Source organism: Roseococcus suduntuyensis (genome assembly GCF_014196305.1).
GTDB lineage: Bacteria > Pseudomonadota > Alphaproteobacteria > Acetobacterales > Acetobacteraceae > Roseococcus > Roseococcus suduntuyensis.
This window is the reverse complement of the sequence record NZ_JACIDJ010000009.1, coordinates 37405-50332: the sequence shown is the minus strand read 5'-3', so window position 1 is coordinate 50332 and position 12928 is coordinate 37405. Positions and strand designations below refer to the sequence as shown.

The 12928-nt window shown below is 69.0% G+C and carries 12 protein-coding genes; 4 read left to right on the top strand and 8 right to left on the bottom strand.

From position 1 onward, the window contains the following. Nucleotides 1–21: 21 nt before the first annotated feature. Both yajC and GGQ83_RS18650 read left to right on the top strand, forming a co-directional pair. Nucleotides 22–357 (top strand): preprotein translocase subunit YajC, encoded by a 336-nt coding sequence (gene yajC / locus GGQ83_RS18655; RefSeq protein ID WP_184386497.1) that lies wholly within the window; start codon nucleotides 22–24, stop codon nucleotides 355–357. 12 nt (nucleotides 358–369) lie between these two features. Further along, entirely contained in the window at nucleotides 370–1239 is an 870-nt protein-coding gene (locus GGQ83_RS18650) for an alpha/beta fold hydrolase (RefSeq protein WP_184386496.1), read from the top strand. Between the two features lie 106 nt (nucleotides 1240–1345). Here the strand turns inward: GGQ83_RS18650 and GGQ83_RS18645 are convergent, their stop codons facing one another. From GGQ83_RS18645 to wecB, 3 genes are all read right to left on the bottom strand, one after another. Next, nucleotides 1346–1657 (bottom strand): hypothetical protein, encoded by a 312-nt coding sequence (locus GGQ83_RS18645; protein WP_242534764.1) that lies wholly within the window; start codon nucleotides 1655–1657, stop codon nucleotides 1346–1348. Nucleotides 1658–1769: 112 nt separating this feature from the next. Further along, on the bottom strand, nucleotides 1770–3011 hold the full coding sequence (gene wecC / locus GGQ83_RS18640) for a UDP-N-acetyl-D-mannosamine dehydrogenase (protein WP_184386495.1): 1242 nt from the start codon (nucleotides 3009–3011) through the stop codon (nucleotides 1770–1772). Then, the gene (wecB, locus tag GGQ83_RS18635; RefSeq protein WP_184386494.1) at nucleotides 3008–4132 is read right to left on the bottom strand and encodes a non-hydrolyzing UDP-N-acetylglucosamine 2-epimerase; all 1125 of its coding nucleotides are present in this window, start codon (nucleotides 4130–4132) and stop codon (nucleotides 3008–3010) included. The genes wecC and wecB overlap by 4 nt, the downstream gene beginning before the upstream one ends. Nucleotides 4133–4930: 798 nt before the next feature. On the opposite strand from wecB, the gene GGQ83_RS18630 reads away from it, so the two are divergent. After that, complete coding sequence (locus GGQ83_RS18630) at nucleotides 4931–5485, top strand: helix-turn-helix domain-containing protein (RefSeq protein WP_184386493.1); 555 nt, start codon at nucleotides 4931–4933, stop codon at nucleotides 5483–5485. Nucleotides 5486–5534: 49 nt separating this feature from the next. Here GGQ83_RS18630 and GGQ83_RS18625 read toward each other — a convergent pair whose 3' ends face one another. Genes GGQ83_RS18625 through GGQ83_RS18615 form a run of 3 tightly spaced genes read right to left on the bottom strand, consistent with a single transcriptional unit; the run spans nucleotide 5535 to nucleotide 9365 of the window. After that, on the bottom strand, nucleotides 5535–5972 hold the full coding sequence (locus GGQ83_RS18625; RefSeq protein ID WP_184386492.1) for a PRC-barrel domain-containing protein: 438 nt from the start codon (nucleotides 5970–5972) through the stop codon (nucleotides 5535–5537). A gap of 40 nt (nucleotides 5973–6012) precedes the next feature. After that, complete coding sequence (gene mdoH / locus GGQ83_RS18620; protein WP_184386491.1) at nucleotides 6013–7857, bottom strand: glucans biosynthesis glucosyltransferase MdoH; 1845 nt, start codon at nucleotides 7855–7857, stop codon at nucleotides 6013–6015. Beyond that, on the bottom strand, nucleotides 7845–9365 hold the full coding sequence (locus GGQ83_RS18615) for a glucan biosynthesis protein (RefSeq protein WP_184386490.1): 1521 nt from the start codon (nucleotides 9363–9365) through the stop codon (nucleotides 7845–7847). Before GGQ83_RS18615 ends, mdoH begins: the two co-directional genes overlap by 13 nt. Nucleotides 9366–9517: 152 nt before the next feature. On the opposite strand from GGQ83_RS18615, the gene uvrB reads away from it, so the two are divergent. Next, nucleotides 9518–11731 (top strand): excinuclease ABC subunit UvrB, encoded by a 2214-nt coding sequence (gene uvrB, locus GGQ83_RS18610; RefSeq protein WP_184386489.1) that lies wholly within the window; start codon nucleotides 9518–9520, stop codon nucleotides 11729–11731. Between the two features lie 56 nt (nucleotides 11732–11787). Here uvrB and GGQ83_RS18605 read toward each other — a convergent pair whose 3' ends face one another. Further along, complete coding sequence (locus GGQ83_RS18605; protein ID WP_184386488.1) at nucleotides 11788–12135, bottom strand: FKBP-type peptidyl-prolyl cis-trans isomerase; 348 nt, start codon at nucleotides 12133–12135, stop codon at nucleotides 11788–11790. A gap of 54 nt (nucleotides 12136–12189) precedes the next feature. Next, nucleotides 12190–12927 (bottom strand): TlyA family RNA methyltransferase, encoded by a 738-nt coding sequence (locus GGQ83_RS18600; RefSeq protein ID WP_184386487.1) that lies wholly within the window; start codon nucleotides 12925–12927, stop codon nucleotides 12190–12192. Nucleotide 12928 lies beyond the last annotated feature (1 nt).

Genomic DNA, 12928 nt, shown 5'->3' with positions numbered 1-12928 from the left:
CCATCGCCCCTGCGAGGACCCATGTTCATCTCCCCGGCCTACGCCCAGGACGCCGCCGGCGGCGCTGGCGCCATCGTGATGCAGCTTCTGCCGCTCATCCTCATCTTCGTCGTCTTCTACTTCCTGCTGATCCGTCCGCAGCAGAAGAAGATGAAGGAACACAAGGCGATGCTGGGCGCGCTGAAGCGCGGCGACCGCGTGGTGACCGCGGGCGGCATCCTGGGCGAGGTGAAGCTCGTGAAGGAGACCTCGGACGAGGTGGAGGTCGAGATCGCGAACGGCGTGCGCGTCACCGTGGTCCGCGGCACCATCTCCGCCGTGATCCGCCCCGAGGCGGCGAACGACGTCAAGGGCTGAGGACGCCCCGCCATGGAGCTTCTCACCGTCGAAACCCCGCAGGCGGTTGTGGCGGTGGAGGCCCATGGCCCCGCCACCGGTGCCCCCGTCTTCCTGCTGCACGGCTTCCCCTATGCGGCGCGCTGCTATGACGGTGTGGCGCCCATCCTGGCCGAGGCCGGGCTGCGCGTGCTGGTGCCGCATCTGCGCGGCTATGGTCAGACACGGCTGAAGCCGGGCGTGCTGCGCTCCGGCGCGCAGGGCGCGCTGGGGGCTGACTTGCTGGCGCTGATGGACGCCCTGTCCATCCCGCGCGCGCTGCTGGCCGGCTATGACTGGGGCGGGCGCGCGGCCTGCATCGTGGCCGCCCTGCACCCCGCGCGCTGCGCGGGCCTCGTGTCCTGCACCGGCTACAACATCCAGGACATCGCCCGCGCCAACGATCCCGGCCCGCCGGGGCAGGAAGCGCGCTACTGGTATCAATACTATCTGCATGGAGAGCGCGGGGCACGCGGCCTTGAGGCCAACCGCCGCGAATTCGGCCATCTGCTGTGGCGCATGTGGTCGCCCACATGGCACTTCACCGAGTCGGAGTTCGCCGCCAGCGCCGATCACTGGGACAACCCGGACTATGTGGAGGTGGTGCTCCATTCCTACCGCCACCGCTTCGGCCTGGTGGCCGGCGACCCGGCGCATGAGGCCATCGAGGCCGCGCTGGCGCGCAAGCCGGACATCACCGTGCCGGCCCTCGACCTGCATGGCGCGGCCGATGGCGTGCATCCGCCGCCGGCAAGCGTGGCCCCGGGGTTCACCCGGCGCATCCTCGCCGGGGTGGGCCACAACCCGCCCCAGGAGGCGCCGGCGGAATTCGCCGCTGCCCTCCTGGAGCTTCACACGGCCTAGAGCATGCTGCGCTCACAAGCGTTCACGCCGCCTGCTCCAGCCATCGTTGAGAGCGGGGCTTCAGCGTTTTCGGTGATTCCACCTCAACGCATCCCGCTCTGAAGGCTCAGCGAGTCGCGCGGTCCAGCGCGCGGCCGGCCGCCGTGCCCGGCGGGTTGCCCGGCGTGCCATCGGCCTGGCCGGGATAGGCGCCCGAGGTGTTGGTGCCCGCCGCGCGGTCCAGGGCGCGCGTGGCCTGGGTGCCGGGCGGGTTGCCGGGCGTGCCGTCGCGCTGCGAGGGGTAGGCGCCGGACATGTTCGTCCCCGCGGCGCGATCCGCGGCGCGGCTCGCCTCGGTGCCGGGCGGGTTGCCGGGGGTCTGGGCGCAGGCCGCGCCGAGCAGCAACAGGCCGGCGGCCAGGATCTTGAACTGGGTCATGTCAGCAACTCCGATGCGGGACGCAACGTGCGTTCCGGCCAAGGCAACGCCTGGTATGACATTCCGTTGCAGTTCCGGCCGTTCCAGTTCCGGGAAAATCAGCGCCGCGCCCTCACCAGGCGCCGCGCGTGTCCACCACGATCTTGTCCTTCACCACGTCGTGATCCACGGTCAGGAAGGAGGCATGGTCCACCAGCAGCAGCAGGATGTTCGCGCGCTCGGTCGCGCGGTCGAAATCCCAGAGTTGCAGGCCCAGAACGGCCAGGTTCTCCGGCAGCGCGTTCACATGGGGCTCCACCACCAGCAGCTCCCCCACCCCCGCGCGCGCCAGCTCCTCCACGATGGTGACGGCAGGGCTCTCGCGCAGGTCGTCCACATCGGCCTTGTAGGAGAGGCCGAGGCAGGCGATCACGGGCTGCTTCAGCGTGGCCGCGTGGCGGCGCACCTTGTCCACCACGAAGCCGGGCTTGGCCTCGTTCACCTCGCGCGCGGTGCGGATCAGCGGGCTGCGCTCGGGGTCGGCGGCCACGATGAACCACGGGTCCACGGCGATGCAGTGCCCGCCCACCCCGGGCCCGGGGCGCAGGATGTTCACGCGCGGGTGCATGTTGGCCAGGCGGATCAGCTCCCAAACATTGATGCGGAGCCGGTCGCAGATCATGCTGAGTTCGTTGGCGAAGGCGATGTTCACGTCGCGGAAGGCGTTCTCGGCCAGCTTCGCCATCTCGGCCGTGCGGGCATTGGTCGGGTGGATCTGCCCCTTGGCGAAGACACGATAGAGCAGCGTCGCGGCCTGCGCGCATTTGCGCGTGAGGCCGCCGATGATGCGGTCATTCTCCACCACCTCGCGCAGGATATGGCCGGGCAGCACGCGCTCCGGGCAATGGGCGATGCGGATGTCCGACAGCTCGCCCGCCTGGTGGGGGAAGGTGAGGTCCGGCCGCGCCTGCGCGAGCCAGCGCGAGAGCTGTTCCGTGGTGCCGATGGGCGAGGTGGATTCCAGGATGACCAGGTTGCCCCGCGCCAGCACGTGCGCGATGGCGCGCGCCGCGGCCTCGATATGCGAGGTGTCGGGCTCATGGCCCGCCATGAAGGGGGTGGGCACGGCCAGGATGAAGGCGTCGGCCGGTTCGGGTGTGAGCGCCGCGCGCAGGCGGCCCGCCTGCACCACCTGGCGCAGCAGCACGTCCAGCTCCGGCTCCACGATGTGCGGCTGGCCGCGGTTGATGCTCTCGACCGCGGCGGGCTTCACGTCCACGCCCAGCACCTCCAGGCCATGGTTGGCGAAGACGGCCGAGGTCGGCAGGCCGATATAGCCCATGCCCATCACGCAGACGCGGCTGAAGCGGGTCATGGGGCGCCTTCCTCCAGCAGGCGGGCCACGATGCGCCCGGCCGCCGCGCCATCGCCGAAGGGGTTGCGGGCCTGGGCCATGGCGGCATGGGCGGCGGGGTCGTCGAGCAGGCGCGTCGCGGCCGCGACCAGTGCGGCCTCGCTAGTGCCGACCAGCAGGGCCGTGCCGGCCGCGATGGCCTCCGGCCGCTCCGTCGTGTCGCGCGTGACCAGCACGGGCGTGCCCAGCCCCGGCGCCTCCTCCTGCACGCCACCCGAATCCGTCACGATCAGATGGGCGCGCCGCATGAGCTGCACGAAGGGCACATAATCCTGCGGCGGGATGAGGTGGATGGCCGGGCTCTGCGCCAGCATGGACTGGACCACCTCCCGCACCCTGGGGTTCGGATGGACCGGATAGACGATCTGCACATCGCCGCGGCGGGCCAGCGTCACAAGCGCCCGGCAGATGCGGGCGAGGCCGCCATCGAAGCTCTCCCGCCGATGGCCGGTAACGAGGATGAGGCGCCGCGCGGGGTCGAGCCAGGCGAATTCCCGCGCGAAGCGGGCCGCCTGCTCCGGGTCCGCTTCGAGTCGCGCGGCGACCTGGTGCAGCGCGTCCACCACGGTGTTGCCCGTGACGAGGATGCGTCCCTCCGCGATGCCCTCGCGACGGAGATTCGCGGCCGCGGCCTTGGTGGGCGGGAAATGCAACTGGGCGATCTGGGCGATGAGGCGGCGGTTCATCTCCTCCGGCCAGGGCGCCTGGATGTCGCCCGTCCGCAGCCCCGCCTCAACATGCGCCACCCGCGCATGGCGGTAGAAGGCGGCCAGGGCGGCGGCCAGGGCGGTGGTGGTGTCGCCCTGCACGATCACCCAGTCCGGCCGCGCCTGGTCCAGCACCGGGCCAAGCCGGTTCAGCACGGCGGTGGTGACATGGGTCAGATCCTGGCCGGGCTTCATGATGTCGAGGTCATGGTCGGGTACCAGGCCAAAGACCTGCAGCACCTGATCGAGCATCCATCGGTGCTGCCCCGTGACGCACACAATAGAAGCGACTCCAGGTGTCGCGGCCAGTGTCTGCACCACCGGGGCCAGCTTGATCGCGTCGGGGCGGGTGCCCAGGATGGTCAGGACACGCAAATGAACTCACCCCTCCCGTGTGCTGCCGAAACCCCCAACGACTCCAGGTTGCTGTCAAAGTAATGGATATGGGGGAGCATTCTCCATCGAAATCCGCACGATCAAGGGCCTGTTCGCGAGAGATTTCGGTATGGAATGGCGTGTATTGCCAGGGACGTCATGCGAAGAGCTTGTTCACTTCCTTGGCCACGAATTGGGGAGGGGGGGGGGTGACGGGACCGCATCCACATGCAGGCGCAGATCGGCACCTTGACCCGAACCGTGACCCGTCTCGCTTGATCATGCCCTTGGCGATGAATGATGCGTGACGGAAAATACACGCCAAGGGACGGCGATGCGAAAAAAATTTGCATAAAACAGATAAATATGCTGCACATAGCGCAATTGATCATCGCCGCCAGTTGCCGCCACTCCGGCAGGGCCGCGGCGAATTGCGTCGAATTCGCATTTGCACCGATTGCCACCAACCACGCATTCCGCTTATCGTCGTGACGTTCAACCACAACCACTAGACCTGGGGTGGCTCATCACTTCAGCGCCATCTCAGCTTTCAGGTGCTCAGCCGAATTGCCCAGCACGAAGTAAAATTTCCAAGGGCGCTCTCAAAAAACAGAGATCAAGCCTGTCTTCGCGGCAAAAAAAGCAGAAGGTTGGCGGTTTGCGACTCGTGGTATATCTTCACGCATCAAGAAAATCATGATGCAACCGCATTTCTTACTGTTGCGTTCATCATCAACCAGAACTTCCTTGTCAGACCCTGTAGCGACTCCGTGCGATCGCCCTGAAAGCGCTGCGCACGTGGAAGGGAACATGTTTATGGGAATCCAAATGGACGGGCGCATGAATCTTCCCACCGGCACCACCATGGCCGGAAGGACGACGGGCGGCTCCGGTGGCGGTCCCGCACGCGACAACCCGTCCCGCATCGAGGTCGAGGAGATGGACGCATCCGCACCCGCCCGCGTGCGCGCGCCCATGCCTAGCGACTCGGCGCTGGGACGCAAGGTGCGGGAGTTGCGCCGTTCCCGCGGAATGACGCAGAAGGAACTGGCCAGCGCCGTCGGCGTCACGGGCGCGCAGCTGCACCGCTATGAGACCGGCGCCACCCGCGTGGCCGCCAGCCGCATGATCGCCATCGCCGAGGCCTTGGGCGTTCGGCCGGATGTGCTGCTGGAGTCGGCCGCGCCGGAACCTGTCCCGGTCATTTCCGCCGAAGCCTCCACCGGCGAAGACCTTCTGGAACTGATCCAGCTCTTCAGCGCCATCGGCGACCCGAAGAACCGCAATGCCATTCTGGCCGTGGCCCGCATGATGGCCTCGACCAACCCGACCGGCGGCGGCAACGGCGGCTGAAGGTCAAAAAAAGAGCCAGGGAATCGAAATCCCCTGGCCCAATTCCGGATCAGATCCGGCCGCTGCCACCCAGCGTGCGCGCCGAGGTGCCCGGCGAGACATAGTGGCGGTCCACCGCCCCACGCCAGCCGGTGTCGCCCCAGCCCGCCTCGTCATAGGAGTCGTAGCTCGGCGCGCCGGTCAGCTGCGCCTCGGTCAACGAGGTCACATACCCATCCTGCCCGGGCACATAGGTCAGCTCGGACCAGGGGATCGGGTAGTAGCGCGACCCGAGGCCCAGGAAGCCACCAAAGGTCAGGACCGCATAGGCGACCTTGCCGTCTTCCTTGCCGATCATCACGCTGTGGACCGAGCCGAGGTGCTGGCGGTTGGGATCGTAAACGCTCGTCCCCTCGATCTTGTAGGAGGAGATCAGGGTATGGGTCTCGTCACGCGCCACGTCGCCATAGGCGGCGCCGGGTGTCGTGCTGCGATGATTGTCACTCATGGCGTTTTCTCCGTTATGTCTTACTGTCGGATCAACGCCCTCAGGCCATCCGGGTTGCCTCCGCGAGCCGCAGGACGGGGGTCGGCCGGGCCTCCGGCGGCGTCTCCAGCAAAGCCCGAGCTGCCCTTCCGGCCTCGCCAGAGGTCCATCCCACCAGCGCCGGCGCCAACAGCAACCCCGCCAGCACGGGCGACATCCAGGCCGCCACCATCGGCTCCATGGCATAGGCGATGGCGAAGAGGATCAGCCCCAACACCACATGCCCGCGCGAGAAGCGAAAGCCCTCGCGCCACGCCCAGGCGCCGGCGTCGCGCCGCTGCGACTCCCACCCACTGTCGCGCCCGCGCAGGATGGCCCAGAGCTGGCGGATCTGGGTGACCATGGTGATGGGCGAGAGCAGCGCCGAGAGAATGATCTCGAAGACCAGCCCCCCCAGCAGGCGCAACTGCCCGCCGATGCGCCGTGGCCCCTCGGGCGAGAGAGCGAACGCGATCGCCCCCATGACCTTGGGCGCCAGCAGCAGCGCCATGGTGCCGGCGAAGACGGCCAGCGCCCGTTCGGCGTCGATCACCGGCCATTGCGGGAACAGCACCGGGGTGGCGGGGAAGTATTCCGGCCGCACGAAGCGTGCCTGCACGCCCACCATCAGCGCGATCAGCAGGAAGGCGAGCCAGAGCGGCGCGCTCACATAGGCGAAGATGCCCTGCGCCATGTGCAGCCGGCTGACCGGGTGCAGCCCCGGCGCCCCGATCACTGCCGCGTGCTGGAGATTGCCCTGGCACCAGCGCCGGTCACGCACGCACAGATCGGGCAATGTGGGCGGCCCCTCCTCCCAGCTCCCGCCCAGGGCGGGGTCGAAGACGACCTGCCAGCCGGCGCGGCGCAGCAGCGCGGCCTCGACGAAGTCATGGCTCATGATCTGCCCGCCGAAGGGCTTGCGGCCGGGCAGTTCGGGCAACCCTGCCGCCTCCGCGAAGGCGCGGGTGCGGATCATGGCGTTGTGGCCCCAGTAATTGCCCTCCGCCCCCGTCCACCAGGCCAGGCCATGCGCGAGCGTGGGCCCATAGACATGCCCCGCGAATTGCTGGAGGCGCGCGAACAGCGTCCGCCCCCCGTGCAGCATGGGAAGGGTCTGGAGCAGGCCCATGCGGGGCTCCGCCTCCATGCGCGCGGCCATGGCGACCAGCGTCTCCGCCTCCATCAGGCTGTCGGCGTCGAGGATGAGGAACTGGCCATAGGCATCGCCGAAGCGCCGCACCCATTCGGCGATGTTGCCAGCCTTGCGGTGGGTGTTTTCCTCACGGCAGCGGAAATAGACGGCGGCCCCCGGCAATTCGCGCAGGCGCCGTGCCGCCCCCCACTCCGCCGCGCGCGCCTCGGGGTCGCGCGTGTCGCTCAGGATGAAGATGTCGAAGAGGTGCGCCACCCCCGCCTGGTCGAGCGAGGCGCGCAGCGCGGTCAACGCCACCTCCATCCGCGGCACAGGCTCGTTGTAGATGGGCATCAGCAGCGCGGTGCGACCCTGCGGCGGGGCCTCGGGCCGCACCGCGCGGGGCCGGTGCAGCATGACCAGGAAGCCCGCCAGCGCGCTGGTGAAGGACAGCGCGATCCAGAAGAACAGCATCCCGAACAGCGCCGTCATGATGGCGCCGAGCGAGGTCCAGCGCGCATCGTCCAGCACCTCCCACATCTCGTGGATGGCGAAGACGGTCAGGATGATCGTGCTGCCGAAAACGAGCGCGCGACGCAGGCCGATTCGGATGTCGCCCGTTTTCCGGTCATGGGGTGCCGGCGGCGGCTCCGGCCGGTGCGCCAGCGGGTGCACCGGCATGGCGAGAGGCGCCTCGGGCGGCAGCGCCTCCGCGCGGGGGATCAGGCCGTCCACCGGTAGAGCCAGGTCTCGGAGAGCGCCGTCTCGCCCCGCATGAGCCGCACGCGCAGTTCCACCAGCGAGGCGCGGCCAGGTTCCATGACGAAGGCCAGGCGCCAGCCGCGCGTCTCGGGGTTGGGTTGCAGCACGATGTCGCGCACGCGACCGGGGCTGCTGTCCACCATCACCTCGGGCGGCTCATCGGCGCTGGCGCCGAGCGGGGCCAGCGGCGTGGTGTCCAGCACGAAGCGGCGCGCGCCATTGCCGGCATCCGCCATGCGGGTGGAGGCGAAGCGCAGCACCGCCGCGTCTTCCGAGCGGCCGCGCCAATGCAGGCGGTAGTGGAATTCCGCCGGGCGGCCAGCCACCAGCCCGGCCCGCGGCGCCCAGGCGGCGTAGATGTTGTCATGGATTTCCGAGCGCGTCGGGATTTCCACGAGATGCACCTCGCCCGGGCCCCATTGGCCCAGAGGCTCCACCCAGAGGTCGGGCCGCGTGTGGTAGCGCGCCTCCAGGTCCTGGTAGTCGGCGAAGCCGCGCCGGCGCTGGATCAGGCCGAAGCCGCGCGGCGCCTCGTCGCGGAAGCCGCTGGCCTGCAGGGTGCCGGGGTTGGTGAGCGGACGCCAGATCTGCTCGCCATGGCTGTTGCGCATCATCAGCCCGTCGCTGTCATGCACGGCGGGCCGGAAATCCATGCCGCCGCCCGGCGCATGGGGGCCGAAGAAGAACATGCTGGTGCCCGGCGCGATGCCCACGCGCGGCAGGTCGCGCCGGGGGAAAAGGGTGGCGCGCACCTGCATCAGCGTGGTGTCGCCGGGCATGATGTCGAAGACATAGGCGCCGGTGACGTTGTCGCTCTCCAGCAGGGCGTGCACGCGGATGGAGCTCGCATGCGGGGCCGGGCGCTCGATCCAGAACTCGGTGAAGGCGGGGAATTCCTCGCCGGCGGCCGAGGCGGTGCCGATGGCGAGCCCGCGCGCCGAGATGCCATAGTCCTGACCACGCCCCACCGCGCGGAAATAGCTGGCGCCCAGGAAGACGCAGACCTCGTCGAAATGGTCCGGGCGGTTGAGGCGCGCCAGCAGGCGGAAGCCCGCGAAGCCGAGCTCCTCATTCTCGGCGGGGGCCTCGACACCCTCGAAGCGGAATTGCGCCGCCTGGTAGGGGATGGGGCGGACCTCCTCCCCCACCACCTCGTGCAGCATCACCTTCTCGCGGAACAGGAAACCGCGATGGTGAGGCTGCAGCTGAAAGGACAGGCCATCGGCACGCCACAGCGCCTGCTCGGCGTCGAAATGCACGCGCCGATAGCCATCATAATCGAGATCGGCGAAGCGGCGCGGCAGGTCGGCCTGGCGCGGGCGCGGGGCGCGGGTGGACAGGTCGCGCGCCAGCTCCGTCACCTTGTCGGCGGTGAAGGGGGCGGTGACGACGGGTGGCGGCGCGGTCTGCGCCACGGGGCTCGCGGCGAAGGGCGTGGCGAGCAGCGGGCCGGCGCCCAGGAGAAGCGTGCGACGTTGCATGGCTCAGGCGGGACGGGGCATGGCGAGGTTCCTTGGGCGCCAGTGGGCAGCTCAAGCTCAGCCACCGGCACGCCCTGAACGCCCCTTCCCTCCCAGAGGTTGCACTGCGACATGACTTGGCCGCGTCCCCGGCGCGCCCCATATCTCCGCCCATGAATCACGTCGCCCCCGTGCTCTTCCAGCCGATCCGCCAGCCCATGCCGGAAGGGGGCAAGCCACTGCGCTGCGTCTTCGAGGTGGAGCAGGCGGATGGCACGAAGCGCACCCTGGAGCCGGCCGGCGACCAGCCCACCGCCATCGCGGAACTGACGCGCGGGGTGACGGAGGGCGAGCGCGACCAGGTGCTGCTGGGCGTCACCGGCTCGGGCAAGACCTTCACCATGGCGAAGGTGATCGAGGCGGTGCAGCGCCCCACCCTGATCCTCGCGCCCAACAAGACGCTGGCGGCGCAGCTCTATGGAGAAATGAAGTCCTTCTTCCCCGACAACGCGGTGGAATACTTCGTCTCCTACTACGATTACTACCAGCCGGAAGCCTATGTGCCGCGCACCGACACCTATATCGAAAAAGACAGCCAGATCAACGAACAGATCGACCGGATGCGCCATTCCGCCACCCAGGCGCTGCTGGAGCGGCGGGATGTGGTGATCGTGGCCTCGGTGTCCTGCATCTACGGCATCGGCTCCGTCGAAACCTACTCGAACATGGTGGTGAAGCTGGAGCAGGGCGGCACCATCGGCCGCGATGCGCTGGTGAAGGGGCTGGTCGAGCAGCAATACCGCCGCAACGACGCCGCCTTCCAGCGCGGCACATTCCGCGTGCGCGGCGAGAACCTGGACGTCTGGCCCGCCCATCTGGAAGACCGCGCCTGGCGCATCTCGCTGTTCGGCGACGAGGTGGACGGGTTGCGCGAATTCGACCCTCTGACGGGCGAGATCACGGGCGAGTTCGAGAAGCTCTCCATCTACGCCAACAGCCACTACGTCACGCCGCGGCCCACGCTGACCCAGGCCATCGGCCGCATCAAGGTCGAGCTGAAGGAGCGCCTCGCGCAGCTGGAGGCCGAGGGCAAGCTGCTGGAGGCCCAGCGCCTGGACCAGCGCACCACCTTCGACATCGAGATGATGGAGACCACCGGTTCCTGCAAAGGCATCGAGAACTACAGCCGCTACCTCTCCGGCCGGAACCCGGGCGAGCCGCCGCCCACCCTGTTCGAATACCTGCCCGAGGGCGCGCTGCTGATCGTGGACGAGAGCCATGTCACGGTCCCGCAGATCGGCGGCATGTATCGGGGCGACTATGCGCGCAAGATCATCCTGAGCGATTTCGGCTTCCGCCTGCCCTCCTGCACCGACAACCGCCCGCTGAAATTCGAGGAGTGGGACAGCTTCCGCCCGCAGACCCTCTTCGTCAGCGCCACGCCCAGCCCCTGGGAGATGGAACGCACCGGCGGCACCTTCGCCGAGCAGGTGATCCGCCCCACCGGCCTCGTGGACCCCGTCTGCGAAATCCGCCCGGTGGAAGGCCAGGTGGATGACCTGCTGGCCGAGGTGAAGCTGGTCGCGAGCCAGGGCGGCCGCGTGCTGGTGACGGTGCTGACCAAGCGCATGGCCGAGCAGCTCACGGAATACCTCACCGAGATGGGCGTGCGCGTCCGCTACCTGCACAGCGATGTGGACACGCTGGAGCGAATCGAGATCATCCGCGACCTGCGCCGCGGCGTCTTCGACGTGCTGATCGGCATCAACCTGCTGCGCGAGGGGCTGGACATTCCCGAATGCGCGCTGGTGGCCATCCTGGACGCGGACAAGGAGGGCTTCCTCCGCAGCACCACCAGCTTGATCCAGACCATCGGCCGCGCCGCGCGCAACGCCGAGGGCCGCGTCGTGCTCTACGCCGACCGCATGACCGACAGCATGAAGCGCGCCCTGGAGGAGACCGAGCGCCGCCGCGCCAAGCAGATCGCCTGGAACACCGAGCACGGCATCACGCCCACCACCATCCGGCGTGGCATCAGCGACGTGCTCAAGGACATCAGCCAGGGCGACTACGTCACCGTCGAGGCTGTGGAGGGCGACACCAGCGCCGATTTCGTGGGCAAGGACCTCCGCGCCAGCATCGCGGAGCTGGAACGCCGCATGCGGGCCGCCGCCGCCGACCTGGAATTCGAGACGGCGGCGCGGCTGCGCGACGAGATCAAGCGGCTGGAGGCGCTGGATCTGGGGCTACCCGCCCTGGCCCCCAACGAGGCCGGGCGGTCCCTGCGGGAGGCCACTCCGCGCAAGGACTGGAAGCCCAAGCCCATGGGCCCCGGCGGCGGGGGCTATGACCCGAAGAAGGGCAAGCGCGGCCGGAAGGGGCCTTAGCGCCTGATCCGCGAAGGCGGAATCGCCGGCGCGGTGAATCAGTCGCTAACGCAAAGCTAACCCGTGACTTCCAGCAGCTCCACGTCGAACACCAGCGTGGCGTTGGGCGGAATGACGCCGCCGGCGCCGCGCGCGCCATAGCCCATCTCGGGCGGGATGGTCAGGCGGCGCTGGCCGCCCACGCGCATCCCGGCCACGCCACGGTCCCAGCCCGCGATGACGCGGCCTTCGCCGAGGGTGAAGCTGAAGGGCACGCCGCGGTTGAAGCTGCTGTCGAACTTCGCACCCTTGTTGTCCTCGGCCGAGGCGTCGAACAGCCAGCCCGTGTAGTGGACCGAGACCTCCTTGCCGGCGAGCGCCATGGCGCCCTCGCCCTTCACCAGATCATCCATCTTGAGCGTCATGTCGCAGCCTTTCAGGAAAATGTCGCACCGGCATAGCGGGTAGGGGCCGACTGGTCAGCCCACCCTCTCCGCCCCGATCAGGAATTCGCGGTTGCCCTCGGGGCCGAGCAGCGGGGAGGGCTCCACGCCCCGCACCACCCAGCCCGGCTGTGTGGCCCACCAGGCGGCCATCTCGGCGCAGACGGCCTCATGCACCGCCGCGTCGCGCACCACGCCGCCCTTGGCGATGGCGGGCCCCACCTCGAACTGCGGCTTGATCAGCGCCACCGCCCAGGCGCCCGGCGCGCAAAGCGCCATGGCCGCCGGCAGCACCACGCGCAGGCCGATGAAGCTGGCATCGCAGACCAAAGCGGTGATGGGTTCGGGGATGTCCTCGGCCGTCAGGTGCCGGGCATTCACCCGCTCCATCACCACCACGCGCGGGTCGTTGCGCAGTTTCCACGCCAGTTGGCCGTGCCCCACATCCACCGCATAGACCCGCGCGGCGCCGTGGTGCAGCAGCACGTCGGTGAAGCCGCCGGTGGAGGCGCCCACATCCAGCGCCACCCGCCCCGCAGCCTCGAAACCGAAATGCGCGATGCCGTGCGCCAGCTTCACGCCCCCGCGCGAGACCCAGGGATGGTCCTGCCCGCGCAGTTCCAGCGGGCGGCCCTCGGCGATGGTCTCGCCCGGCTTGTTGATGCGCGCCTCGCCCGAATAGACGAGGCCCGCCATGATCAGCGCCTGGGCGCGGGTGCGGCTTTCCGCGAGGCCGCGCTCCACCAGCGCCACATCGGCGCGCTGCTTGGCCAAG

Coding starts and splice junctions, on each gene's coding strand:
- uvrB (WP_184386489.1), top strand. CDS start 9,518: ATGAATCACGTCGCCCCCGTGCTCTTCCAGCCGATCCGCCAGCCCATG.
- GGQ83_RS18605 (WP_184386488.1), bottom strand. CDS start 12,135: ATGACGCTCAAGATGGATGATCTGGTGAAGGGCGAGGGCGCCATGGCG.
- GGQ83_RS18650 (WP_184386496.1), top strand. CDS start 370: ATGGAGCTTCTCACCGTCGAAACCCCGCAGGCGGTTGTGGCGGTGGAG.
- yajC (WP_184386497.1), top strand. CDS start 22: ATGTTCATCTCCCCGGCCTACGCCCAGGACGCCGCCGGCGGCGCTGGC.
- GGQ83_RS18615 (WP_184386490.1), bottom strand. CDS start 9,365: ATGCAACGTCGCACGCTTCTCCTGGGCGCCGGCCCGCTGCTCGCCACG.
- wecC (WP_184386495.1), bottom strand. CDS start 3,011: ATGACCCGCTTCAGCCGCGTCTGCGTGATGGGCATGGGCTATATCGGC.
- GGQ83_RS18625 (WP_184386492.1), bottom strand. CDS start 5,972: ATGAGTGACAATCATCGCAGCACGACACCCGGCGCCGCCTATGGCGAC.
- GGQ83_RS18645 (WP_242534764.1), bottom strand. CDS start 1,657: ATGACCCAGTTCAAGATCCTGGCCGCCGGCCTGTTGCTGCTCGGCGCG.